21 protein-coding genes and 5 pseudogenes are annotated in these 23006 nt (G+C 69.1%); 10 read left to right on the forward strand and 16 right to left on the reverse strand.

The genetic code is table 11. The features are described from left to right. The first annotated feature begins 46 nt into the window (after window positions 1–46). Together ACIRJP_RS26425 and ACIRJP_RS26430 are read left to right on the forward strand one after the other, a co-directional pair. A complete protein-coding gene (locus ACIRJP_RS26425; protein WP_404178898.1) occupies window positions 47–607 on the forward strand; it encodes a hemerythrin domain-containing protein in 561 nt (186 codons plus the stop codon). Between the two features lie 51 nt (window positions 608–658). Further along, window positions 659–1195, forward strand: a complete 537-nt coding sequence (locus ACIRJP_RS26430; RefSeq protein ID WP_404178901.1) for a cysteine hydrolase family protein — start codon at window positions 659–661, stop codon at window positions 1193–1195. Window positions 1196–1301: 106 nt separating this feature from the next. On the opposite strand, the gene ACIRJP_RS26435 is transcribed toward ACIRJP_RS26430, so the two are convergent. From ACIRJP_RS26435 to ACIRJP_RS26445, 3 genes are all read right to left on the reverse strand, one after another. Further along, window positions 1302–1424 (reverse strand): hypothetical protein, encoded by a 123-nt coding sequence (locus ACIRJP_RS26435; protein ID WP_404178904.1) that lies wholly within the window; start codon window positions 1422–1424, stop codon window positions 1302–1304. A 161-nt stretch (window positions 1425–1585) separates the two neighbouring features. Then, window positions 1586–2077, reverse strand: a complete 492-nt coding sequence (locus tag ACIRJP_RS26440) for a hypothetical protein (RefSeq protein WP_404178907.1) — start codon at window positions 2075–2077, stop codon at window positions 1586–1588. Then, window positions 2074–4566: a molybdopterin oxidoreductase family protein gene (locus ACIRJP_RS26445; RefSeq protein WP_404178910.1), complete on the reverse strand. Its 2493-nt coding sequence runs from the start codon at window positions 4564–4566 to the stop codon at window positions 2074–2076. The genes ACIRJP_RS26440 and ACIRJP_RS26445 overlap by 4 nt, the downstream gene beginning before the upstream one ends. A 414-nt stretch (window positions 4567–4980) precedes the next feature. Between ACIRJP_RS26445 and ACIRJP_RS26450 the strand changes: the two genes are divergently transcribed. The 4 genes from ACIRJP_RS26450 (at window position 4981) to ACIRJP_RS26465 (ending at window position 7295) form a co-directional block, all read left to right on the forward strand. Further along, on the forward strand, window positions 4981–5661 hold the full coding sequence (locus ACIRJP_RS26450) for a HemK2/MTQ2 family protein methyltransferase (RefSeq protein ID WP_404178913.1): 681 nt from the start codon (window positions 4981–4983) through the stop codon (window positions 5659–5661). After that, window positions 5645–5875: a CDGSH iron-sulfur domain-containing protein gene (locus ACIRJP_RS26455; RefSeq protein ID WP_404178916.1), complete on the forward strand. Its 231-nt coding sequence runs from the start codon at window positions 5645–5647 to the stop codon at window positions 5873–5875. The genes ACIRJP_RS26450 and ACIRJP_RS26455 overlap by 17 nt, the downstream gene beginning before the upstream one ends. 240 nt (window positions 5876–6115) lie before the next feature. Then, entirely contained in the window at window positions 6116–6271 is a 156-nt protein-coding gene (locus tag ACIRJP_RS26460) for a DUF6131 family protein (protein WP_148833239.1), read from the forward strand. 229 nt (window positions 6272–6500) lie between these two features. Further along, window positions 6501–7295: an RNA polymerase sigma factor SigF gene (locus tag ACIRJP_RS26465; RefSeq protein WP_404178919.1), complete on the forward strand. Its 795-nt coding sequence runs from the start codon at window positions 6501–6503 to the stop codon at window positions 7293–7295. Window positions 7296–7416: 121 nt separating this feature from the next. On the opposite strand, the pseudogene ACIRJP_RS26470 reads toward ACIRJP_RS26465, so the two are convergent. Together ACIRJP_RS26470 and ACIRJP_RS26475 are read right to left on the reverse strand one after the other, a co-directional pair. After that, window positions 7417–7602: pseudogene (locus ACIRJP_RS26470) on the reverse strand (catalase); the annotation flags it as partial. 189 nt (window positions 7603–7791) lie between these two features. Next, a complete protein-coding gene (locus tag ACIRJP_RS26475) occupies window positions 7792–8619 on the reverse strand; it encodes a class II glutamine amidotransferase (protein WP_404178922.1) in 828 nt (275 codons plus the stop codon). A gap of 640 nt (window positions 8620–9259) precedes the next feature. Here ACIRJP_RS26475 and ACIRJP_RS26480 point away from each other — a divergent pair. From ACIRJP_RS26480 to ACIRJP_RS26490, 3 genes and pseudogenes are all read left to right on the forward strand, one after another. Continuing rightward, window positions 9260–10562, forward strand: a pseudogene (locus ACIRJP_RS26480) (MFS transporter). 185 nt (window positions 10563–10747) lie between these two features. Next, window positions 10748–10927 carry a hypothetical protein gene (locus ACIRJP_RS26485; protein WP_404178925.1) on the forward strand — a complete coding sequence of 60 codons (180 nt, stop codon included), beginning with the start codon at window positions 10748–10750 and terminating at the stop codon, window positions 10925–10927. A 161-nt stretch (window positions 10928–11088) separates the two neighbouring features. Then, the gene (locus ACIRJP_RS26490) at window positions 11089–12273 is read left to right on the forward strand and encodes an alcohol dehydrogenase catalytic domain-containing protein (protein WP_404178928.1); all 1185 of its coding nucleotides are present in this window, start codon (window positions 11089–11091) and stop codon (window positions 12271–12273) included. A 63-nt stretch (window positions 12274–12336) separates the two neighbouring features. Here ACIRJP_RS26490 and ACIRJP_RS26495 read toward each other — a convergent pair whose 3' ends face one another. Both ACIRJP_RS26495 and ACIRJP_RS26500 read right to left on the reverse strand, forming a co-directional pair. Beyond that, complete coding sequence (locus ACIRJP_RS26495) at window positions 12337–13011, reverse strand: HAD family hydrolase (RefSeq protein WP_404178931.1); 675 nt, start codon at window positions 13009–13011, stop codon at window positions 12337–12339. A 61-nt stretch (window positions 13012–13072) separates the two neighbouring features. Further along, window positions 13073–14038 (reverse strand): LLM class F420-dependent oxidoreductase, encoded by a 966-nt coding sequence (locus ACIRJP_RS26500; RefSeq protein ID WP_404178934.1) that lies wholly within the window; start codon window positions 14036–14038, stop codon window positions 13073–13075. A 153-nt stretch (window positions 14039–14191) separates the two neighbouring features. Here ACIRJP_RS26500 and ACIRJP_RS26505 point away from each other — a divergent pair, with 153 nt between their 5' ends. Next, on the forward strand, window positions 14192–14443 hold the full coding sequence (locus ACIRJP_RS26505; RefSeq protein ID WP_404178937.1) for a hypothetical protein: 252 nt from the start codon (window positions 14192–14194) through the stop codon (window positions 14441–14443). Between the two features lie 183 nt (window positions 14444–14626). Here the strand turns inward: ACIRJP_RS26505 and ACIRJP_RS26510 are convergent, their stop codons facing one another. The 9 genes and pseudogenes from ACIRJP_RS26510 to ACIRJP_RS26550 all read right to left on the reverse strand — a co-directional run bounded on the left by ACIRJP_RS26510 (window position 14627) and on the right by ACIRJP_RS26550 (window position 22953). Beyond that, a complete protein-coding gene (locus tag ACIRJP_RS26510) occupies window positions 14627–15043 on the reverse strand; it encodes a CBS domain-containing protein (RefSeq protein WP_404178941.1) in 417 nt (138 codons plus the stop codon). 369 nt (window positions 15044–15412) lie between these two features. After that, window positions 15413–16135 (reverse strand): annotated as a pseudogene (locus tag ACIRJP_RS26515) (glycosyltransferase family 2 protein); the annotation flags it as partial. A gap of 7 nt (window positions 16136–16142) precedes the next feature. Continuing rightward, window positions 16143–16685: pseudogene (locus ACIRJP_RS26520) on the reverse strand (glycosyltransferase); the annotation flags it as partial. Beyond that, a pseudogene (locus ACIRJP_RS26525) lies at window positions 16682–17642 on the reverse strand (glycosyltransferase). The pseudogenes ACIRJP_RS26520 and ACIRJP_RS26525, both read right to left, overlap by 4 nt. After that, window positions 17639–18646: a glycosyltransferase family 9 protein gene (locus ACIRJP_RS26530; RefSeq protein WP_404178944.1), complete on the reverse strand. Its 1008-nt coding sequence runs from the start codon at window positions 18644–18646 to the stop codon at window positions 17639–17641. Before ACIRJP_RS26530 ends, ACIRJP_RS26525 begins: the two are co-directional and overlap by 4 nt. A 4-nt stretch (window positions 18647–18650) precedes the next feature. Then, window positions 18651–19253, reverse strand: coding sequence for a D-glycero-alpha-D-manno-heptose-1,7-bisphosphate 7-phosphatase (locus tag ACIRJP_RS26535; protein ID WP_404178992.1), 603 nt, complete (start codon window positions 19251–19253; stop codon window positions 18651–18653). 2 nt (window positions 19254–19255) lie between these two features. Next, the gene (locus ACIRJP_RS26540; protein WP_404178947.1) at window positions 19256–20305 is read right to left on the reverse strand and encodes a glycosyltransferase family 2 protein; all 1050 of its coding nucleotides are present in this window, start codon (window positions 20303–20305) and stop codon (window positions 19256–19258) included. Further along, a complete protein-coding gene (locus tag ACIRJP_RS26545) occupies window positions 20302–21936 on the reverse strand; it encodes a carbamoyltransferase (protein ID WP_404178950.1) in 1635 nt (544 codons plus the stop codon). Before ACIRJP_RS26545 ends, ACIRJP_RS26540 begins: the two co-directional genes overlap by 4 nt. A 12-nt stretch (window positions 21937–21948) precedes the next feature. Then, window positions 21949–22953 (reverse strand): NAD-dependent epimerase/dehydratase family protein, encoded by a 1005-nt coding sequence (locus tag ACIRJP_RS26550; protein ID WP_404178952.1) that lies wholly within the window; start codon window positions 22951–22953, stop codon window positions 21949–21951. Between the last annotated feature and the right edge of the window lie 53 nt (window positions 22954–23006).

The raw sequence follows: 23006 nt of genomic DNA on the forward strand, positions 1-23006 counted from the left end.
GTGAGCTGACTTCAGTTCACGCGCAAGAATGGAAGGATTTACCGTTATGGGACATGGCGGCAATGTGATCGTGGAACTCACCACCGATCACCGGGAAGTTGACCAACTGCTCTCGAAGATCGAGGCTCAGCCGGTCGGCGACGAGCAGCGTAGGAAACTGGCCGATGAGCTCACCATCGAACTGGTACGCCACTCCGTCGCAGAGGAGATGTACCTGTACCCGGCCGTACGCAAGCACGTAGCAGACGGGGACGTGATCGCGGACAAGGAACTCTCCGATCACGCCCGGGTGGAGCGGCACCTCAAGGATCTGGAAGGCATGGCTGCGGACGACCCACGGTTCGACCCGCTGGTGGCGCAGCTGAAGCTTGAGGTGAGCGAGCACGTGCGCGACGAGGAAGGCCGGTTGTTCCCCCTGCTCACGGCGGCCTGGACCCCCGAGGCATTGGATGAACTGGGTGACAAGGTACGCACTGCGAAGAAGACGGCCCCGACCCGTCCACACCCCTGCGCCCCGAGTACCCCGCCCGGAAACAAGCTGATGGCCCCCGGCACCGGGCTGGTGGACCGCGCCCGCGACCTGCTGACCGGCCGCGGCAGGAGCTGAATCCAGTCTTCGTCCGGGTCTGGTCGGATTCGAACAGGAGATGGTGGCGGCATGACCGGCTCGGCACTCATCGTCATCGACATGATCAACACCTATGAGCACAGGGACGCGGAACTTCTACTGCCTGCCGCTGCGGCAGCGCTACCCGGGATCGTTTCGTTGCTCAGCCGCGCCCGCGCGGACGGGATCCCGGTGATCTACGCCAACGACAACTGGGGACAGTGGCGTTCCCACCACGGGGAACTGCTCGACAAGGCACTGGAGACGCCGCACGCCGCTCTCGTCGAGCCGCTGCGGCCGGACGCGGATTCCCTTTTCATCGTCAAGGCCAGGCACTCCATCTTCTACGAGACGCCGTTGACCTATCTGCTGACGGAACTCGGGGTGGACCGACTGGTTCTGACCGGTCAGGTGACTGAACAGTGCGTGTTGTACTCGGCGCTCGACGCGCATATCCGACGCCTCAGCGTGATCGTGCCGGTGGATGCCGTGGCTGCCATCCAGCCGGATCTCGCGGCCGCTGCGCTGACCATGATGCGCCGGAACATGGACGCGGACATCACACGGGCCGCTGAGGTTGTGTGGTGAGGCCGGGCCGGGACCAAGTACTGCGCTTTGCCGCACGGTGAGGTTGACCTGGTGACTCACGAGGTCCCGCACAGCTGTGGAGTGTGTTGCTGCGACGAATGGGGCCCTATCGCTCGCGCTTCGCGTCCTTGAAATGCCCGTGACTCATGCCGTCGAGCGAGCCGTCCCGCGCTGCGGCAGAACGCACCGCAATGGCCGATCCCGGTGCGATGCCACCGAAATCGAGCACAGCGTCTCCCCCAGGCGCTCCTCCTGCACCTCGGGGAGGTCTCCTGCGTCGCCCTCCGCAAGTACTGTCGTCGCTGAGCTGTCGTAGCAGTTCGACAGGGGCGAGGACCAGCTTCAGGAGGTCGATTCCACCGTGTCCGGCCGGTAGTGGGGTCGACACGTTCAGACACTCGTGAGTGCCTGAGCGGCCAGGTCCTTCAGCATTGTGTTGGTCCAGCGCATCTGCCGCAGCGTCCGGGGATGGCAGGCCGTTGCCAGCCGCAGCAGACGGATGTCCTCGGTGGCTTGCGCCGCCTGGGCGAGCATCTCCCAGTACAAGGAATTACTGACAGCGCCCAGATGCAGTCTGTGCAGGTCGCACAGGAGCACGAGGCCCGGTTCCGGCGCATGGCCGACGGCCTCGAAGGGCGTCTCCAGCCCGGCCGGAACAGGTCCTGGGGAGGACTGCTCCGGTGATCCCTCCAGCTCCAGGCCGTGGTTGCGGCCCACGTCGGCCAGCTGCCTGTGGTGCTGGTCGGACCACTGTGCCAGGTCCATGGCGACGTAGTGGATCCCGTGCTCGGCGCTGTGGCGTTCGGCGGCCGCGGCAAGTTCATTCGCGAGCCGGAATTCTCCGCGGTAAAGCGCGCGCAGTGTCACGCTGATGCCGTTCACAGCCTGTCTCCAGGGGTGCCGTGCCCGTACGGGTCGGTGGTCTCTTCGGCGAGGCCGGCGGCCCGGCCCTCGGTGGCGGGCACGCCGGTGTCGGTGCGGGCGGGTGCGGAGGCAGTGGTGGTGGGGGCCGCCGAGATTTGGCCTGTGCTCTTCTCGACCAGGCTGATCGCGGCGACGCAGGTCTTGAAGACCGGCTGCTTGGAGGCCGGATCCCAGTCGGTGATCGTGGTCTCGTTCGCGGCCCGGCCGCGCGTGGTGCCACTCGGTTCATGACCGCCGGCGGTGTCCCAGTACCCGTAGTGAAAAGGAACAAAGAGAAGTCCGGGCCGGATGTCCGTGACCCGCACCCGTGCCCGCATGGATCCTCGCGGGCTGGTGACCTCCACCAGGTCGCCCTCGCCGAGGCCATGGGCCTCCGCGTCGCGGACCGCGGTCTCCACCCACACATCCGGCGCTGCGGTGTTCAGTTGCGGCACGCGGCCGGTCTTGGTGCGGGTGTGAAAGTGGTAGACCGTACGTCCGCTCGTCAGCTGGAACGGATAGGTGCTGCTCGGTGACTCGTGCGGCGGAAGGAACTCAACGCCCTTGAGCATCGCTTTCCCGCCCGGGTTGAGTGACCGGTACTCGACCGCTGACACCGAAGCGCCGGTGACGAGGTCCTTCCCATAGGTCTCGCACTCGTCCGGTCGCGCCCAGGTGATACCGCCGGTGTACAGACGGTCGGTCCCGTCCGGTGCCTGCTCGTTGCACGGCCACTGGATTCCGCTGCCGCCACTCAGTGCGTCGTAGGTGAGACCGGTGTAGTCGCACGGGCGGCCGGCACTGCAGCGCTTCCATGCCTCGAAGGCCGACTCGGCGTCGGTCCAGTCGATCAGTGGTCCGCCGTCCTTGTCCCTGAACTCCATACGGGCCGCGTAGTCGAGGAAGATGTCCAGGTCGGGCCGCGCCTCGCCGGGCGGCTCGACGGCCTTGTCCGAGAGATGCACAGTGCGGTCGGCGTTGGTGAAGGTCCCCTTCTTCTCGCCCCAGGTGGCCGCGGGCAGCACCACGTCGGCCAGTTGGGCGGTTTCTGTCAGGAAGAGGTCCTGTACCACCGTGAACAGCCTGTCCTGGGAGAGGACCGCGCGAACGCGGGACAGGTCGGGGAGGGAAACGGCCGGGTTGGTGCCGCTGATCCACAGCATCCGGATCGAGCCCTGTTCCGCGTAGCGGAACATCTGCATGGCGTGCGTGGGTGGTGCGTAGTGCGGAATCGTGGCGGGATCGACGTTCCACACCCGGGCCAGGTCAGTCACGTGCTCGTCGTTCTCCCAGTTGCGGAATCCCGGCAGATCACCGTTCGCACCGCACTCGCGGGTGTTCTGTGCGGTGGGCTGGCCGTTCATCTGCAACACACCGGCCCCGGGCCGGCCGAGCATGCCACGCACGAGATGAATGTTGTTGATCTGGACGGCGGCTGCCGTCGCCTGGTGAGACTGGTAGACGCCCTGGAGCACGGTGGACAGGAGCGCTTCGGCCGTACCGAGCAGCTCCGCCGCTTCACCGATCCGGGCGGCCGGTACATCGCAGATGTCCGCGGCCCACCGCGGCGTGCACTCCTCGACCGCTTTCGCCAGCTCATCGAAGCCGACGGTGTGGGCTTCGATGTAGCCGCCGTCGATGTGGCCGGCCCGGATGATCTCGTGCAGGAGCGCGTTGAACAGGGCCACGTTCGTCCCGCCGCGCGGGGCGAGGTGCACGGTGGCACGGCGGGCGACCTGGGTGGGCCGGGGGTCCACACACACCAGCCGGGGTGGGTCGTCGCCGTGGAGCCGGTCCAGAACGCGCATCCACTGCACCGGTTGGGTTTCCGCCATGTTGTGGCCGAAGCAGGCGATGACGTCGGCATGGTCGATGTCGTCGTAACTGCCGGGCTGTCCGTCGCAGCCGAACGATTCCTTGAGCGCCTCGGCCGCGGTTGAGGTGCACAGGCGTGTGTTGCCGTCCAGGTGGTTGGTCCCGATACCTGCCCGGGCAAGGACCGCGAGTGTGTAGTACTCCTCAAGAAACAGCTGGCCCGAGGTGTAGAACCCGATCGATCCGGGGCCCTGGTCCCTGAGCAGAGCACGGGAGTGGGAGACGATGCGGCTCATCGCCGTGTCCCAATCACACTCCACCAGTCTTCCGTCCTCGCGCACCAGCGGCTTGGTCAGACGGTCGGTGGAGGCGTTCGCCTGCCATCCGAACAGATCCTTGGGGCCCAGCCGGCCACGGTTGACCCGATCCGTGACCAGTCCGCGTACGCCGACGACCTGACCGTGCCTGACGGCGACGTCCATGGCATCCCCGTCGGAATGCAGGATCGAAGCCGTCCGCACCCACTGGTCCACCGCTTCGGGCCTCACTCCCCCGGCCAGGTAGGTGTCCACCCGCACAGGCCACGCCCCGTGCCGATCGTAGGGAGTGCGGCCGCCCCACGGCTGAGCAATGCGGTCCACCACGTTCCCCATACCTGCCTCCAGCGATACCGGGCGGCACTCGCCGCACCGTCCGGTCAGAGGTACCCGGAAGTCCGAGGCCATAACGAGTCGTGCGGCCGCGCACACAGATGGTGCGTGCCGTTCACTCATCCGCCGGTGGCACCCGCAGCCCGGGGCCCGTGACGCAGGAGATACGTGAGCGCACGGGCGGACCATCGCGACGAGCCCGGTTTGGAACCGGACATGGTGAGTGCCGCCACGACCTCGCCACTGGACGGCCGCCGCCTCTCCCGATCGGCTGTTCGCGGGCTGGGGCGCCCGACGCCGGAATCGCCGCTGGTGCTCGTACGGCCAGGCCGCCCGCACCGCCTTTCGGGAGGCGGTCGGCGGCACCCGGAGGGAGCCTGGAGACACGGCGTGGTTCGCTACGACGGGAGTACGCGTATGGCCGGGGAAACCGAGCAACCCCTGGGTCTCTTCCTCGTCAAACTGCCAGGCGTCTACGCACCACAGCGGGACACCGAGTTGCTGATGACTGCTCTTGAGCGGGAGGGTGTGCGCCCCGGGACCGACGTTCTGGACCTCGGGACGGGAAGCGGCGCGCTGGCACTGCGAGCCGCGCAACTGGGCGGAAGCGTGACAGCCGTCGATGTGGCCCGCCGGTCCGTGGCGACGGCGCGGCTCAACGCTCTTCTCCACCGTCGGCGAATCACCGTACGCCGTAGCGACCTTACTTCCGAGCTCGGCGAACACGCCTACGACCTGGTGCTCTGCAACCCTCCGTACGTGCCGTCCCCGAGCGTGGGAGTCCCCGCGCGCGGTGCTTCACGCGCATGGGATGCGGGGCCCGACGGGCGGGCGGTGGTGGACCGTGTCTGTGACGCCGCCCCCGGGGTGCTGCGTCGTGAAGGGGTTCTTCTCATGGTGCACTCCGGGTTCTGCGATCCCAGTGCCACGCTGCGCCGCCTGACCCGGGCCGGCCTGAAGGCGTCCGTCACGGCGCGGGTTCGCATACCGCTCGGGCCGGTTCTGCTCTCCCGAATGGACTGGCTGCGTGAGAGAGAGCTCTTGCGTGCGGAGGACGAATACGAGGAACTGGTGGTCATTCGTGCCGAACGAATCTGATTCCCCACGACGTGTCACCCTGACCGACCGCGGCCCCCTGCTGGTGGAAGGCCCGGTGGAAGTGGTCGGCGCGGACGGGACGACCGCTGTCTCCGACCGCTTCGTCGTTGCCGTCTGCACGTGCCGGCGCAGTCGGACCCCGCCGTGGTGCGACACCAGCCACCGGCGCCGAGCCAGCCGGCGAACACCTGGTACGAAGACGGAGGACATGTGATCCGCGCTGTGCCTCAGCGGCGTACGCCGCGACGCCGGCGAGGACACCGCCCTGCTTGCCGGGAAGCAGTGGGGATTGACCGCGTTGCGCTCGTACACCCATGAGGCGTACGAGCGGCGTGCCGCACGGACCATCCTGGTCACACGGGCGTGCCGCCGGGCCTTCACCCTTCGCAGTTGCCGTGGCGGCCAACCGGGCACAGAGTGAAGAGAAAGCGCTCACACGAGATGGGAGGACCTCGTGATCATTCTCGGAGTCATCTTGCTCGTCATCGGTTTCGTGACCGGTATTTCCATCCTGTGGACGATCGGGATCATTCTCGCCGTGGTGGGTCTGATCCTGTGGATCCTGGGCGGGATGGGGCACGCGGTCGCCGGCCGAAGGCACTACTGGTAGAGCGGCCACGGCACTCGTCCCGGCGGGCGGTACGAAAGCTCCAGGACGGGAACAGGGCCATGACGCGCTGGAGATCAAGCCTCTTTCGGCGGCGGCTGAGTTCCGGTGCGACCTTGACGGGCCGAGTGTCAGGGTGACGAGTCGCAGCAGTTGATGCCCGACCCGGTTCGCTCACCGTACTCACATCGATCGGGTGCGTCAGGGTACTGCCGAGGGAGTGAGCACCACTATGGCTGACGGCACCCGAACGGCACCGCGTCGCCACGGCGACACCCCATCGACCGCTCTGGCCTTCCGCCATCTCTGCACCCTGCCCCCCGGGCCGGAGCGGGATGAGCTCCGACAGGCCACCATCTGCGCCTGGCTGCCCATGGCGTACCGCCTCGCCTCCCGATTCCGCAACCGTGGTGAGTCGTTGGAGGACCTGCGCCAGGTGGCGGCAATCGGTCTCGTGAATGCGGTGGACCGCTACGATCCGTTCCGGGGCAAGGCGTTCGAGACCTACGCCGTGCCCACGGTCGTGGGGGAGCTCAAGAGGCACTTCCGGGACCACACCTGGGACGTGCATGTGCCACGCCGGATCCAGGATCTGCGCAACCGGGTACGCGTGGCGCGTCGCGACCTCAGCCAGGGGCTGGGCGGGCGTACCCCCACGAGCGCCGAGATCGCCAACGCGACCGGGCTCACCCACGAGGACGTTGTGTCGGGGCTTGAGGCGCTGGACAGCTACAGCACGCTGTCCCTGGACGCGGACGTGCCCGGCACGGACGGCGGGTGCTCCCTCGGCGACACGCTCGGCTCCTGCGACCCGGCCCTGGAGGTGGCTGTGGACCGGGAAGCCGTGAAGCCCGGCATGCGGCGCCTGTCGGAGCGCGAGCGGACCATTCTCTACATGCGCTTCTTCTGCGACATGACCCAGGGAAGCATCGCCCAGGCGCTGGGCATATCCCAGATGCACGTCTCCCGGCTCCTGACCCGGTGCTGCGAACAATTGCGCCGTCAGGCCCTGCAGAACGCACCGTGAGATACCGACGCCTGGCCCGGGTTCATGGGCGCGCTCGACTCCGCGCACAGCCGGTTGAGCAGCTTCGTGTGAGGGGCCCGCCCCCGACGGGCCTCTCACACGCCTGCCGACTCACCCTTGAGGCGACCTGCTCCGTCTCGGCGAAGAAGTTGTCGGGGTTGCGGTCGAGGACCATTCGGCCGATGGGCCGGACCGGGACCAGTTCCTCGGGAACGATCTTCGTCGCGTCGAGGAGGTCGAAATCAAACGAGTGCTCGTCCGCTTCCGGGATGAGCTGGACGCCGAGCTCCCACTCCGGGTACTGGCCTTGTCGTTCATCAAGACCTCCTCCGTGATGTGCTCACATCCGGTACGGCACGCCCGAGGCGGCCGGGCGTCGGCCCCGGGTCGTCGGTCCGGCTACGTCCCCTGCGGGTAACCCGCTCCTCCCGGAGGAGACTCGGTCCGTGCCTCGTGTCCCGTCTGCCCGCGGGTCAGCACCCCGGGAACCGGTGGCTCACACCGGCTCGAAGGGAAGGAATTCATCGGTGCCGGGCTGCACGACCCCGCAGCTTCCCTCCGGCACCTCGTTCCAGACACCCGGCAGATCGCCCAGCGGCTCCGAGACCACCAGCCGGGTCTCATCGGATGCTCCGCTCAGGAACTCCAGGTCCGGGTGCAGCGCCCGGACGGTGTCAACCCGGCTGCTGTAGAAGAGCGACCTGGAGGCCCGTCGGCTCGAATAGCGGAAGGTCCACAGTCGCTCGCCGTCAGCCACCGCGACGGTCATCTGGAGCGGGTGTTCCACGCCTTCGCGATGGCCCACTCGTTCGATCAGCCCGGCCATTCTGGCGACGGCACCGGGGACGTCCTGGTCGAGACCGAGAGTGATGGCCAGGTAGAACATGACTTCCGAGTCGGTGGAGCCTTCCAGTTCGGAGAAGAGCGCCGGGTCGATGGCCAGGGACAGGTCCCGCCGAAGACGGTGGAACTCCGCGATGGCCCCGTTGTGCATCCACATCCAGCGACCGTGCCGAAACGGGTGGCAGTTGGTCTGCTGCACCGCGGTGCCCGTCGAGGCGCGTACATGGGCGAAGAAAAGCGGCGAACGCACGTGAGAGGCGATTTCCCGGAGGTTGCGGTTGTTCCAGGCCGGGCCGGTGTCCCGGATGACCGCCGGGGTCGCGGCTTCGGTTCCGTACCAGCCGACGCCGAAGCCGTCACCGTTGGTCGTCTCGACACCCATGCGTGCGTGCAGGCTCTGGTCGATGAGGGAGTGCTCGGGCTTGTAGAGAAGATCGCCGAGCAATACGTCCTGTCCCGAGTAGGCAAGCCACCTGCACATGAACCATCACTTCCCTGGGCGAACCCTGGTGGCCCGGCCCGCGGCGCCCGCGCTACCCACGGTACCGAGCCGAGCCGTCCCACGCCGCCCGGTGCCGTGCCGGGGCGCTCCCCGTCACGCGGGTACCGACCGGCCCCAGCGATCCGCACTGGTGCCGGCCGCCCGGCCGAAGCGTGAAGGGGTCCGCGCCAGCGCGCGTACCCGCTCTCGGGCCGGCAGGCGGGCGCGTAACCGAAGAAGCCATCACGAAGAAGCGCTGCGGACGCTGCGGCGAAGTGTGTGAGCAAGGACACCGGACGGCGCATAAGCCTTCTCCGCAAGGGAGTTGAGCCGGTCAAGGTGCCTGTCGAGGCTGCTGTCACGCCCCTGCCCTTCCGGCGAAGGCACCGCGTTTGTGAGGATGTACGGGCGCCGGAGGGTGGCTCGATATCCACGATGTGCCCGCCCGGCAGCCGAGGCACCCACCGCCATGCTCCTTCCGGAATCCGTCGTGTGCCTCCTCCCCGCCCTCGTCGGAATGTGTCTTACTGCGCCTGCTTCTGCTGCCCCTGATCCTCGTCCGTCCGAGCCCGCCCCTGAACCGAAGCGGCGCAGTCGCCGAAGCGGCAGCAGCCCGTGGCGGTGCCTGAGGATCCCGAGCATGCGCTGGTGGTCCGTGGCCAACCTGGTGTCGAACACCGGCACGTGGATGCAGCTCACGGTGCAGAACCTGCTGGTGCTCCAGATCACCGGCTCGGCCGCGGCCACCGGGCTGTCTTCGCCGTACAGGCCGGGCCAGGTCTGCTGCTGGGCGTCTTCGGCGGCGCGGTGGTGGACCGGTGGCCCCGCAAGGTCACCGCCGCGGTGAGCCAGGCCGTACTCGGTGCGATCGCCTTCTTGACGGCGGTCCTGATCGGATTCGACCTGCTCAGTGTGCCCGTGCTGCTTCTGCTGGCCGCGGTGACCGGCATCGTGAGCACCATCGACGGGCCCGCGACCTCCCTTCTCGGCAATGATCTGGTGCCCCGGAGCGACGTGCCGTCGGCCATAGCGCTGGGATCGATGGTGCACAGCGCGGGGCGACTCGCCGGTACCGCACTGGCCGCAGTGGTCGTCGGCGTACTCGGCACGGGGTCCGCCTATGTTGCCAATGGTGTCTCCTTCCTCTTCGTGGCCGCGGTCATCCCTTCCTGCAACCGGCCGCACAGAACCTGCGGGAGACCGTGTCGGCCGGTGGGGCGAAGAGGCACGGGGCGCCGGATGCCCGTGCGGCAGGGCGCGCCCGTGAACGCAGAGGCAACCGTCCGGCTCGAACGCCGGACGGCGCCCTGGCCGGCCTCGCCTATTTCATGGGCCGTCCACGCCTCGTGGCCCTCGCCGGCATCACGGCGGTGAGCTCGGTCTTCGGGCGCAACTATCAGCTGACCCTGGCCGTGCTGGTCATCGGCCCCCTGCACGCAGACCAGAGCGACTTCGGTACGGTCTCGACCGTCCTGGCCATCGGCGGAATCGTGGGATCCGTGCTCGCCGGACGGCTCCGGAATCCCACCGTGAGGCTGGTCGGCGTCCTGGCCGCCTGCGGGGGCGTGCTGCAGATGGCCGCTGGGCTCTCCCCGGGCCTGATCGTGCTCATGGCTCTGGTCATCCCCATGGCCGTGGTGGAGTCCGTCTCCGACACGGCCGGGGCCACGGTGCTCCAGACCGATCCTGCCCCGGAGATGCGCGGCCGGGTACTCGGTGTGTGGCGCAGCGCCAGCACGGGGTGGCAACTGGCGGGCCCACCGCTGCTCGGCCTGCTGCTGGAATACACGGGTGCGCGGGTGGCTCTGGTCGCGGGTGGTCTTCTGATCGCCGGCGTCGTCCTCGCCGGGGGCCTGCGTCACCGCGCCGGCGAAGGGCACGGCTTCCGGTACAGCCCACAGCAGCCCCGATGCCACTCCCCCGCTCTGACGCGGGTCTCCTGACCTTTGCGCGGTGGTGTTTCATCACGGCGTCTCTGGATACTGGTGTCTCCGACGTCCCGGGACCGCCGGTCCGCGCGTTCGGCTTCGGTACCGGCCTCGGTCGCGCGGCATGTCCGCACGCGCGAGAGGGACGGACCGCGTGATACCCACGGTGGGACGAACCAATGCGCCGCACGGAGGAAGTTGTGGGGACCACCACGGAGATCGCTCGCGCGAAGGCGCGAAGACTGAAGGGCAAGATCAAGGAGTGCGACGGGATCGCACTCGGTGACGAGGCCCTGAAGTCCGAGGGCCGGGCCGAGCAGGCCGCGGCCCTGGAACAGCAGGCCCGCGCGAAGGAGCGTCGACGCGATTCCCGACGCTGAGAGGCGCCGACGGGTGGCGGTTCGCCCTGGGCGATGTCGTGGTCCGGTGACCGCTCCCATATCGGCGCGGGAGACCCGAAGGCCGTCAGCCCGAAGGCCGTCCCGGGGAGGCCGGGGAGAGCCCGGCACCTCGCGGGCGCGTGGCAGTGAGGAGGCCCATCATGCGCGCACTGACGTGGCAGGGGCGTCGAGACGTTCGTGTCGAGACCGTCCCGGATCCCTGTATCGAGAAGTCCACCGACATCATCGTCCGGATCACCTCGACCGGAATATGTGGTTCCGATCTCCATCTCTACGAGGTGCTCGGGCCCTATCTGGAGCCGGGCGACATTCTGGGCCACGAGCCCATGGGGGTGATCGAGGACGTCGGCCAGGACGTCACAGCCCTGAGGAAGGGTGACCGCGTCGTAGTGCCCTTCAACGTTTCCTGCGGGCACTGCTTCATGTGCGACCGGGGCCTCCAGTCCCAGTGCGAAACCACCCAGGTCCGCGAGTACGGGACGGGGGCCTCCCTGTTCGGCTACACGAAGCTGTACGGGCAGGTTCCGGGCGGGCAGGCGGAGTTCCTGCGGGTTCCGTTCGGGAACCGGCTGCCGATCCAAGTCCCGGACGGCCCGCCCGACGACCGGTACGTCTATCTGTCCGACGTGCTGCCGACCGCCTGGCAGGCGGTCGCGTACGCGGACGTCCCACCCCGGGGCAGCGTCACGGTCCTGGGCCTCGGACCGATCGGTGACATGGCGACGCGGGTCGCCCGGCACCTCGGTGCCGAACTTGTCATCGGCGTTGATCTGGTGCCCGAGCGGCTGGCCAGGGCGGCGGGACGCGAGGTCCAGGTCCTGGACGTGAGCCGGTACGGGAAGGATCTGCCCGACGCGATCCGGGACCTCACGCACGGTCGGGGCACCGATGCCGTCATCGACGCCGTCGGCATGGAGGCCCACGGGGCACCTCTCGCCAGGACAGCGCAGTGGGCGACCGGCCTGCTGCCGGGCAAGATCGCCCGGACACTCATGGAGCACGCGAGCGTGGACCGCCTCGCCGCGCTGTACACAGCGATCGACGTGGTACGACGCGGCGGCACCATCTCGGTGTCCGGCGTCTACGGGGGTGCGGCGGATCCCATGCCGCTGCTCACCCTGTTCGACAAACAGATCCAGCTCCGGATGGGTCAGGCCAACGTGAAGCGCTGGGTGCCGGACATCCTGCCGCTGCTCACCGACGAGGACCGGTTGGGCGTGGACGACTTCGCCACTCATCACCTTCCGCTGTCGGACGGACCGAAGGCGTACGCCAGGTTCCAGGCCAAGGAGGACGGCATGGTGAAGACCCTCCTCAAGCCGTAGACGCGCCGGGCGCCAGGCGCCGACCGATGGATGCCCGATGTCGGCGGAGCACCCGCTCACCCTTCAGCGCACTGCGCCGATCCGCGTGAACACACTGGTGTCGAGGTGGCCGAGGAGGTCGGCCGGGCCGGCGTAGACCTCGGTGGCTCCCGCCTGCTCAAGGGCCGCTCGCGGGATTCCTCCGGAGAGGAGAGCGACAGCAGCCACCGACGCGCCGGTCGCCGCCCGCATGTCCCAGACCGAATCGCCTACGTAGACCGTCTCCTCCGGGCTTCCACCAGCAATCTCCATCGCCTGCCGGATCGGCTCGGGTGCGGGTTTCCCTTCGTCCACATCGTCGGCACTCGCCGTGTTCGCGATGACATCGTCGGCGTCGAGTGCCCGGCGCAGCGCTGCCAGTTCCCGGGAGGACGCGGACGTCGCCAGAACAATCGTCCAGCCTCTTGCCGCCAGGGCGCGCAGGAGTTCTGCCGCACCTGTCAGCGCGGGCAGGCGCTCGAAGCAGGTGGCGTACAGGGAACTGTGCGCGCCACTGATCCGCTCGTCCTGATCACGGTTCCGGTCCGCCCCGAGGACGTACTCGATCAGATCGGCCGAGCCCAGGCCGATGGCCCGGTGCAACGCGGTCATCGGCACTGTGTGTCCTGCCTGGCGGAAGGCCTCCCACCACGCGGTCACATGCAGGTAGTTGGTGTCCACGAGGGTCCCGTCGACGTCGAACAGAGCGGCGCGAGTCATGACGTGTCCTTCACATTCCGGGGCCGATGGTGCGCAGGTCGCGGGGCGAGCCCGGACCTGTTCAGAGTTCACGCAGGGCCGGCAGCAGCTTGTCCTGCGCCCAGCGCAGGAACGGCCGCTGGTGCTCACCACCGATCTGGACGAGTGCGATCTCGGTGAAGCCCGCCTCGGTGTATGCGCGTACCGCGTCGACGAACTCCTCGACATCGTCGCCGCACGGGATGGCCCGCGCGACATCGTCGGGGCGGACGTACTCGGTGGCCTGGTCGAAGGCGGCCGGACCAGGGAGTTCGGAATTGACCTTCCAGCCGCCGACCGACCAGCGGAACTGATCGTGAGCGCGCTCGACCGCCGCGTCCCGGTCCGTGTCGTAGCACACCGGCAGCTGGCCGATCCGTGGCTTCCCGCCACCGCCGTGCCGGTCGAACGCGGTCAACAGCTCCTGCTCGGGTTCGGTGGCGATGACGAGGTCCGCCAGTCGGCCGGCGATCTCGCAGGACCGCTGCCCGGACACCGCGATGCCGATCGGCACACGTGTCTCGGGCAGGTCCCACAGCTTGGCGTTGTCCACATCGAAATGAGTGCCGCGATGGCTGACGTAATCACCGCCGAAAAGCGCCCTGATGATCTCCACGGCTTCTTCCAGCATCTCCAGCCGTACCTGCGCGGCAGGCCACCCCGCCCCGACCACATGCTCGTTGAGGTTCTCGCCGGATCCCAGTCCGAGCCGGAAGCGGCCTTCGGACAGCAGTTGCACTGTGGCCGCCTTCTGCGCGACCACCGCAGGGTGATAGCGGGTCGTGGGGCAGGTCACGTACGTCATGAGCCGGATGGCCGACGTCGCCTGCGCCGCCGCACCGAGCACGCTCCACGCGTACGGGGCATGGCCTTGGGAAGCCAGCCAGGGGAAGTAGTGGTCGGAGGTCACGGAGAAGTCGAAACCCGCCTGCTCCGCCGCGACCACATCATCAACGAGCTCTCGTGGCCCGGACTGCTCAGTCATCATCGTATATCCGAATTGCGCCATATAAGACGGTTCTCCGGTCTCGTGGCAGCGAAACCCGGGTTCAGATCAATGGCCCAACGACCATGCCCGAAGCAGGTTCACCAGGCCGTACGGGGGTACCCGGCGGACTGCCCCCAGCCCCACCGGCACAGGGGGCCAGCAGGATGGAGCATCATGCGACACGGACCTGGGCCAGAGACTCCCGGCGACCGGGGTGGCGACGCACCCGTCCCCCGGGACATGCCTGATGAGCAGCGGGACGGTGAGGACGCGCTGGACGTGCCCGTTCCCCGGCGCGTGGACGAGCGGCGGGGCGACGGCGGCGCCGACGAAGTGCCCCCTTCGGACGAGTCCGCAGCGAACCGGGCCGAAGAGCGGCAAGGCGACCACCCCGGACTTCCCGCCCCGGACGAGTCGCCAGATTGACGTCACCCGCGGCCCGGACCGGTGAACGAGCGCGCGGGCCTCCGCAGCGCCGGGGGCAGTTCCTGCCGCCCGGCATACCACTCATCCCCTTTGTACGGACGGCCCTCGGCAAGGCGCCGGAGCCGTCCATACTTCGATCACGGCGATGTCGTCGTCCGTTCCCTATCCCCGGTGACGGGCCGGTCAGTCCGTGGACAGAGCTTCGACGAGGTCGCCCACCGCCTGGTCCGGCAGGGCCCGTGCGACGTCCGCTTGAGCGACCATCCCGACCAGGGTGTGGCCGTCGATGACGGGAAGCCGACGGACCTTGTGCGCGCTCATCGTGCGAAGGATCTCCGACGCGTCGTCGTCCGCGCCGATGGTGACGGCCTCGCCCTGGGCCAGTTCTCCGGCAGTGGTTGCCGCAGGGTCCTTGTCGGCGGCCAGCACCTTGATCACGATGTCACGGTCGGTGAGCACGCCTTTCAGGCGCTCGTCCAGACCACAGATGGGGAGGGCCCCGACCCCCAGTTCCGCCATCTTGTGTGCGGCCTGCAGAACGGAATCGTTCGCACCGATGCATTCGGCGTCCGGCGTCATGATTTCTCGTGCGGTGACCATGAGGAAATGCCCCTTCCGTCTCTTCCGCCGCGGCTTCGGACCGCCGCGGGCGCCGGCACCGTCAGCAGCTGTACCGGTGCGAGCGCCGAGTACCCTTCGACGACGGTTTCCAATACGAGAACCGCCCACCAATTTCCAGGTCTCCGAACCTTCCCGTCCGGTCGGGCCGGTCGACTGCGTCGCCGGATGCACAGGCTCGCCGGAGGCGGGGTGCGCAACCGAGCAACGCGTTCGGGCCGACGGGGTACGAAAACGCGGGCGCCCGGCCCTCGCACGAAGCCCATCGCCCCGACAAGCACGAGACGAGCCCTCCGGGCCCCACCACCACAGCGACATCCCGGGGGTTGTGCTGGGCGCGTCTTCGGCGTGTCAGCCGACGTAGCGCCTTGCCCTTCCTCTCCGCTGTGCTTCCTCCAGCGCGGCCAGCCTGGCTTCGATCCCAGGAGGCACTGGTCTGCGCTGCCGCAGTACCCAAGGCAAACCGAGGCCCGCGTACAGGAACGCGCGGAGGGAGGCTCCGTCTCTCGGTACCGTGGTGAGCAGACGCACCGTGCGCTTCAGTGCCGGCCCCGCCGGACGGCGCAGCCAAGTGAACCACAACGTGTTGCGCAGCCCGATGACACGCCGTGCGGTGCTGTCCCGCACGGCCGACGCCGCATGGTGGATGACCGCATCCGGCACATAGGCCAGCCACCAGCCGGACCGCATCAGGTCGGTCGCCAGCAGTTCCTCCTCGCCACCGAGCCAGAGACCCGGGTGGAAACCACCGACATCGCGGAACGCCTCCGTTCTCATCACGGTTGCCGCCGCGAGAAAGGAGCCGATGGGCGGCCCCGGAAGCCAACCGGGCCCCGTCAGCGGTGATTCGCGCAACTCCGCCACCACCGGCTCGTCCTCTCCCTCCGGCTCGACGAGGATTCTCGCGTTGACCGCGGCGAGCCGCGGATGACGATCCAGGTGATCGGCCGCCGTGCGCAGGGCCCCGGCCTCCCACCACGTGTCGTCGTCGCAGAAGGCGACGTAGGGGGTCCGGACGTGCCGCACGGCGAGGTTGCGGCCGACGGCGCCGAGGTTGTGCCCCGGCGTGAGCAGCAGGAACCAGCTCGTCGGCGCAGGTGGCGATGATCCGGTCGGCTTCCCGCCCGATGTGCGACTCGGCGTCGATGCGTTCGCGCGGGCTGGTGTCCGCCGTGCCCTGGTAGCGCCTCTTGACGGTGCCGAGCGCATGGTAGGTCTGAACCACGGGGACGTCGATGCCGCGGACTCCCGTGAGCGCGGCCAGCCCGGACATCCAGAAGTGAGCGTGGACCATGTCGGGACGGGACAGTCGCCACACTCTGGCCAGATATGCGCCGAACTCCGGTATCCAGGCGAGGAGTTCGTCCTTCGGCACCCTGGTCGGCGGTCCGGCCGGCACATGGACGACCTTGACCCCGCGAGGGGTGCGCACCATGGTCGCCGTCTCGGGACTGTCGCGGCGGGTGCAGACCGTGACGTCGTGGCCGTGCCGGGCCAGTCGCTCGGCGAGCTGTGCCACGTACACGTTCTGGCCGCCCGCATCCGGGCCGCCCAGCTCGGCCAGTGGGCTGGCGTGCTCGGAGACCAGGGCGATCCGTCCGGGTCGCGGCTTTGGGTGCGTCATCGCGTGACCTCTTTCATGAGTCGTTCCCAGTCGTCCAGAAACCGCTGCATTCCGTACCTGGCGCGGGCCGCGGCCCGCGCCTGGCACCCGGTTCGCTCGGCGTGCCCGGCGTCCGCCAAAAATTGCCTCAGGGCATCCTTGAGTATTTCGGGCCTGTTGGAGATGACCACGGCGCCCGCGGGTATCGCTGCGCGGACCTCGGTGGTTGCGAGTGCGGCCACGGGCAGGCCGAGGAACATGGCTTCGAGGAGCGAGAGGCAGAGGGATGTCCATCGGACGGGATGCAGATAGACCCGGCACCGTGCCATGGCCCGGTGGAGCTGGTTCTGGGGCAGATCGGAAGTCCGGCACAGCTGAGGTGGCAGCCCCAGGTGCCGGGCCAGCCCTTCGGTGCCCATGCCGAACACTTCCAGGGGCGCCGCCGCGGCGAAGTCGGCCAGGAGATCGGTCCCTGTGGTCCGGCCGCGCCGCATCGGCTCGTTGACGACGACCGCCGCTGGGTTCGACGCCGGTCCACAGGTGCCCGGGGTCGATGATGCCGTGCTCGATGACACTGGTGGGGGCACGGCCGTTGTTCCACATCAGCCGGTTGAAGTGGGTGACGTGGACCAGGTGGATGTCCGTTCGGCCTGCGAGCGGATGCAGCGTGTCCGCGGGCGTCTCGTGCGGGCTGTTGTGTTCGACGTACACGGCGGGGATGTCCACTCCCGGCATGCGGCCCGTCCACGCGTGGGTTAGCTCCCACTCGTGCGGCCGTTGCAGCACGACGAGATCTATGTCGCTCCCGCGCAGGTCTCCGGGGGTTCGTTCAAGCACCGATGCCGGCCAGTTCCAGGTGCGTGCGCGGCCGAGCCCATCAGGTCCGCGGTCGGGCGTCACGGGCAGGAGGTAGGTGTGCGGGCCCTGCACGAAGGAGGTGAGCCAGGAGCCGTGGACGTGCCAGATGAGGATGTTCATGCCTTCTCCTTCACGAGCTTTTGCACCGCGCTCACCACGTCCTGGCCGGTGATGCCGTTGAGGCAGGGGTGACCCGGCACCGGACACTCCCGGGCCCTGGTGCCGGCGCATTGCGCTCGCTGGTCGCCGAGCAGCACCGTCGGGACGCCGTAGGGCGCCCACCTGGAGGCGGGCACGACCGGCGCGAAGAGCGACACGACCGGGGTGCCGACGGCGGCCGCCAGGTGTGCGGGGCCGGTGTTGCGGCTGACGAGCACGTCGGCTCCTCGCAGGACACCGGCCAGCTTCCGGGCGCTCGTTCCCCCGCCCAGGTCGACCGCGACGTCACCGCTCACCAGGCGGGTCAGACGACGCTCGTCCGGCCCTCCGGTGACCACCACGCGGTGCCCCGCGTCGGCCAGCAGATCGACCGCTTCGGCGTACCGGTCGGCGGACCAGCTCCGTGCCGGGACGCTCGCCCCGGGATGCACGACCACGTAGGGCCCGTTCCCGGTGAGGGCGGCGGTGTCCGGGGGCGGCAGGACGCGCAGGCGGCCGTCGTCCGCCGTTGCCGACGCGAAGCCCATCGCATGGGCCAGGTCGAGGGCGGCTTCCGCCTCGTGGCGGTCGGGCAGGCGATGATGCCGCACGTCCAGGAGCCGGCCGGCGTGATCGACGCTGTCGGCGCCGATCCGGTGTACCCCGGCCAGGCGGAGCAGCAGCGCGGTCGGCAGTGGGCTCTGGTGAAAGGAGGTCAGTACGAGCGCCGCGTCGAACGCCCGCTTCCGCAGGCCCTCGACGAGGCCCGTCACGTCCGATTCGTCCACAGCCGGCGCGTCGGCACCTTCCCATGGGGCCCGCCAGGTGATCACGTCGTCCACTCCGGGGAGCATCCGTGCCGCGGGCTCCCCCGACGGGCCGCAGAGCACGGTGACACACGACGCCGACGCCGCAGTCGCGCGCACGGCCGGGCCGGCGAGCAGCATGTCACCGAAGCTGTCGAGTCGTACGACGAGTGCCTTCATGCCGTCACCCCGTTCCTCGGGCGGTGCGCCCGGCCGGCCGGGGCCGGGCCAGGACTCGGCGCACCGCTGTCAGGACGTCCGGCGCCCGGTCGGCCTCGGCCGCGATCTCCGCCGGGCAAGTGGCCGTGTTGGGAACGAGGATGCCCTCTGCCCCCGCCGCTCTGGCTGCGTGCACGTCCGCCGCGATGTCGCCGATCAGCACACACTCCTCGGGCCGTACGCCGAGTCGCCCGGCGGCGTCGGCCACGAGGCCGGGTTGCGGCTTGCGGCAGGAACATCCGGAGTCCGGGTGGTGCGGGCAGTAGACCCAGACGTCGAACGCGCCGAGCAGCTCGTCCACCCGTGCGTTGACCCGGCGCACGTCGTCATGCGTGAGCAGGCCGCGCCCGATGCCGGACTGGTTGCTCACGACGCCGGTCGCGATCCCAGCCTCCCGAACGAGCCGCACGGCCTCGGGCACACCGGGAATCACGCGCACCCGGTCCGGATCCGCGTTGTAGGGCACGTCGTGGACAAGGGTTCCGTCCCGGTCGAAGAACACGGCGACCGGCCGACACCCGGGGTGGTCGGCCGGGTCGTGCGGCAAAGGATCCGCTCGGTGGCGCATCGTCACGACCGGCCTCCCCATGGGGCGGCGCCCCGGTGCCGCAACAGCCCCGCGGTCCAGTGGCGGACGGCGAGGGGCGGGATGAGGATGCTCGTTCCGATCATGGTGGTGACCTCGGATGCCGTTCGGGGGCCTGGGGCTATCCGGGCCCAGGAGAACTCCGCGGTGCCGATCGCCCAGAGGCCCGCCGCGACTGCTGCGGCCCGGCGCCGCCCGGCAAGGGCGAGGACCACGGCACCGGCACCGGCGCCGGTGACCGCGAGATGGCGCGGCAAGCGACCGCGTGGTGCCTCGGCCCTGGACCACCAGTCCCGTCCGTGGATATGGCGCATCAGCGCGTCGTCCGCGTTTCCGCGCTGCGAGCGCACGGACACCCAGCGATCGGCAGGCCGGACAGGGTGCAGTGTGGAGCGGCTGCCTCTTGTCAGGATCCAGCCGGCGTCCTGCAGCCGGAGAGCGAGGTCGGCGTCCTCGCGGAAGGCCCTCGGGAAGCGTTCGTCGAATCCTCCCGCCGGGCCGACCGCCTCGGTGCGGTAGGCCATGTCGGCGGTGGCCCAGGCAGCCTTCTCCAATCCCGCTGTGCAACGCTCCCAGTCGGTGGGCCTGCGGCCGGCGGCCCGGGGGACGCGCAGGCGCCCCTGCACCCCCGCGGTGCGGGGTGCGGCGCCTCGGAGGTCGTGCCGGAGGCCGGCACCCCAGTCCGGCAGCACCCGCACGTCGTCGTCCAGGAAGACCACCCACTCGGTGGTCACTTCCCGCAGTCCGACGTTGCGGGCGGCGGCCGGGCCCCGGCCGTGGCTGGCGAGCACCCGCAGGCGGCCTGCCAGCCGGCCGGCTCCGTGGATGGCCAGCGGGCCGTCCGGAGTCGGGCGGTCATCAACGACAAGGACCTCGTGCGGCCGCAGCAGCGCAGCCTTGGCGAGAGCCCGCAGACAGTCCTGGAGACAGGGCCTGCCGATGGTGGGGATGACCACGCAGTAGCGCGGCTCGCCGGTCTGCTGTCCTGGTGACCGCGAGTGCTCAGCCCGGTGGGTTTCCTCGTTGCTCGTCATGTGAACGCCTTCGCGCGACGGACCAGGTAGGGGCCGATGGCCAGGAGGTCGACCGGGGCGGACCCGAAGCATTCGAACGCCTCGCGAGGATGGTCGACCATGGGCCGTCCGGCGGTGTTGAGGCTGGTGTTCACCACAACGGGCAGTCCGGTTCGGCGTTCGAATGCCCTGAGCATCCGGGCGACGAGCGGTTCCACATCACTGTCCACGGTCTGGATCCGAGCCGTGCCGTCCACGTGGACCACGGCCGGGATGCGGGGCTTCCACGCTTCGGCGACCTCATGGACGAAGAGCATGTAGGGACTGGGCAGCGGGCCCCGGAAGAGTTCGGCCGCGCGTTCGGCAAGGACCATCGGGGCGACGGGCCGGAATTCTTCCCGCCCCTTCACCGCGTTCAGCCGTTGGAGGTTCTCGGCGCGTCCCGGGTGGGCGAGCAACGACCGGTGCCCGAGGGCCCGTGGCCCGTATTCGCTCCGTCCCTGGAACCAGGCGACGATGCCGTCCTGTGCCAGTTCTTCCGCGACGGCCGTGGCGACGTCCTCCGGCTCTTCGTAGGGCAGGGCCGCCGCCTCCAGCAGGCGCCGCAGTTGCTCGTCGTCCCAGGCCCTGCCGAGTGCCGCCGTCGTCATCGGCCGGATCGGCTCCCGGCCGGCGGCGAGGTGCAAGGCCGCTCCGAGGGCGGTGCCCGCGTCGCCGGCGGCAGGCTGCACCCAAATGCTGTCGAACGGACCTTCCCTGTGCAGCCGCGCATTGGCGACGCAGTTCAGGGCCACTCCGCCGGCGAGCGCCAGCGAGGATGCCCCGGTACGGTCGTGGAGCCATCTCGCCGTCTCCAGAACGGTTTCCTCCAGACAGTGCTGGGCACTGGCCGCAAGGTCGGCATGCCGCTGTGTGTACGGTTCGCCAGGCCGTCGACGGGGGACGAACTCGCTCCAGGGGACTCCACTGGCACGAAATCCGCCGTCGCCCGTCCCGTGTACATACAGCGCGACCTCCTCCGCGAAGCGCGGCTTGCCGTACGAGGCGAGAGCCATCACCTTGAACTCGTCGCTGCTTCGTAGGAACCCGAGGTGCTCAGTAATTTCTTCGTAGCTGAGGCCGAGCGACTCCGGCAGCAACTGGGTACGCAGGACCTCCAGTGCACCAGTGTTGTAGAGACCGGCGAGCTGCGAGGAGCACTCACCACGGCCATCGAGTACCAGCACCGCGCAGTCGCCCAATGGACCGGCGAGACCCGCCGAGGCCGCGTGTGCCACGTGATGAGCGACGAACCGCACCTTGGCCGGATCCAGCCCCGGCAGCACTTCGGCCAGGAATTCGGGAGCTCTTCGGGCATAGAGCTGCCGCAACTCGTCCCAGGGGTCGTCGAGTCCCAACCGGTCCGCGGGCAAAGCGTTTTCCGGATCGTACGAGTACGCGACCGCATCCAGGTCCGCCGGGGTCAGGCCCGCGCTCCGCAAGCACCACCGGGCGGAGAGTTCCGGCATCTCCCAGGCCGAGAACGGCACCGGACGTTTGCCGTGCTTGCGCCTGCTGAAGCGTTCTTCCTCAGTGGCGGCCACAATTTCGCCGTCCACGACGAGGGCCGCTGACGGGTCGTGGAACAGCGCGTTGATGCCGAGCACACGCATGTGGACGCTCCTTCAGGGATTCCGGGCCGACTGCTCGGCTGCCGGTTCGGGGCGTGCGGCGAAGTACGCGATGGTGCGCTCAAGCCCTTCCTCCCAGGAAACCTGAGGCACCCACCCGAAGAGCTCTCGGGCCAGGGTCGTGTCGGGGCGCCGACGCGCGGGATCGTCGACCGGACGATCGATGTACTCGACCCTGGAGGTGGAATTGGTCAACTTGACAACTCTCCGGGCGATCTCCCGGACAGTGGTCTCGTCGCTGCCGCCGATGTTGACGGGCCGTACGGACCGGCTGGCGGCAACTCTGAGCACCCCGTCGAGCGTGTCGTCGACGTAACACAGTGACCTGGTCTGGCTGCCGTCCCCCGCCACGGTCAACGGCTCACCGGCGAGGGCCTGGCAGATGAACGTGGGAACCGCCCGTCCGTCGTGCGCCCGCATTCTCGGCCCGTAGGTGCTGAAGAGCCGGACGATGCCCGCGTTCGCCCCTCGGGCACCGACGTGCGCGGTGACCAGGGCCTCCGCGAACCGCTTCGACTCGTCGTAGACACTGCGCGGCCCCACCGGGTTGACGTTGCCCCAGTAGTCCTCCCGCTGAGGATGTATCAGCGGGTCGCCGTACACCTCCGAGGTGGAAGCCAGCAGCAGGCGCGCCCCATCCCTGGCGGCGACGGCCAGGAGGTTGCGGGTTCCGAGGCTGCCCACGTCCAGGGTCTCCAGGGGCAGCCGCAGGTAATCGGCCGGGGACGCGGGGCAGGCGAAGTGCAGGACGAGGTCGCAGGGCCCGGCCAGCGCCTGAGGACAGGAAACGCCCGCCACGCCACAGTTCACGAACCTGAACCCGGGCTTTCCGGCCAGATGCGCCACGTTCTCGGCCGACCCGGTCGACAGATTGTCGACACAGTCGACCTCCACGCCGCCCGCCCTCAGGCGTTCACAGAGGTGTGAGCCCAGAAAGCCGGCTCCACCGGCCACCGCGGCTCGTCGCCACGGCCAACGCTCAGCCACTGAAGGCGTCATGGGAGGACTCTCCTTGCGTCGATGCACGGGAAGTCGGGTACGTGCGCCGATGG

The sequence above is a fragment of the Streptomyces sp. NPDC102437 genome, from assembly GCF_044765565.1.
Classification (GTDB): domain Bacteria; phylum Actinomycetota; class Actinomycetes; order Streptomycetales; family Streptomycetaceae; genus Streptomyces.

Excerpts from the sequence above, each read along its gene's own strand:
- ACIRJP_RS26425 (WP_404178898.1), top strand. The coding sequence starts at position 47 with ATGGGACATGGCGGCAATGTGATCGTGGAACTCACCACCGATCACCGG.
- ACIRJP_RS26430 (WP_404178901.1), top strand. The coding sequence starts at position 659 with ATGACCGGCTCGGCACTCATCGTCATCGACATGATCAACACCTATGAG.
- ACIRJP_RS26445 (WP_404178910.1), bottom strand. The coding sequence starts at position 4,566 with ATGGGGAACGTGGTGGACCGCATTGCTCAGCCGTGGGGCGGCCGCACT.
- ACIRJP_RS26450 (WP_404178913.1), top strand. The coding sequence starts at position 4,981 with ATGGCCGGGGAAACCGAGCAACCCCTGGGTCTCTTCCTCGTCAAACTG.
- ACIRJP_RS26465 (WP_404178919.1), top strand. The coding sequence starts at position 6,501 with ATGGCTGACGGCACCCGAACGGCACCGCGTCGCCACGGCGACACCCCA.
- ACIRJP_RS26475 (WP_404178922.1), bottom strand. The coding sequence starts at position 8,619 with ATGTGCAGGTGGCTTGCCTACTCGGGACAGGACGTATTGCTCGGCGAT.
- ACIRJP_RS26490 (WP_404178928.1), top strand. The coding sequence starts at position 11,089 with ATGCGCGCACTGACGTGGCAGGGGCGTCGAGACGTTCGTGTCGAGACC.
- ACIRJP_RS26495 (WP_404178931.1), bottom strand. The coding sequence starts at position 13,011 with ATGACTCGCGCCGCTCTGTTCGACGTCGACGGGACCCTCGTGGACACC.
- ACIRJP_RS26500 (WP_404178934.1), bottom strand. The coding sequence starts at position 14,038 with ATGGCGCAATTCGGATATACGATGATGACTGAGCAGTCCGGGCCACGA.
- ACIRJP_RS26505 (WP_404178937.1), top strand. The coding sequence starts at position 14,192 with ATGCGACACGGACCTGGGCCAGAGACTCCCGGCGACCGGGGTGGCGAC.
- ACIRJP_RS26510 (WP_404178941.1), bottom strand. The coding sequence starts at position 15,043 with ATGGTCACCGCACGAGAAATCATGACGCCGGACGCCGAATGCATCGGT.
- ACIRJP_RS26530 (WP_404178944.1), bottom strand. The coding sequence starts at position 18,646 with ATGAAGGCACTCGTCGTACGACTCGACAGCTTCGGTGACATGCTGCTC.
- ACIRJP_RS26535 (WP_404178992.1), bottom strand. The coding sequence starts at position 19,253 with ATGCGCCACCGAGCGGATCCTTTGCCGCACGACCCGGCCGACCACCCC.
- ACIRJP_RS26540 (WP_404178947.1), bottom strand. The coding sequence starts at position 20,305 with ATGACGAGCAACGAGGAAACCCACCGGGCTGAGCACTCGCGGTCACCA.
- ACIRJP_RS26545 (WP_404178950.1), bottom strand. The coding sequence starts at position 21,936 with ATGCGTGTGCTCGGCATCAACGCGCTGTTCCACGACCCGTCAGCGGCC.
- ACIRJP_RS26550 (WP_404178952.1), bottom strand. The coding sequence starts at position 22,953 with ATGACGCCTTCAGTGGCTGAGCGTTGGCCGTGGCGACGAGCCGCGGTG.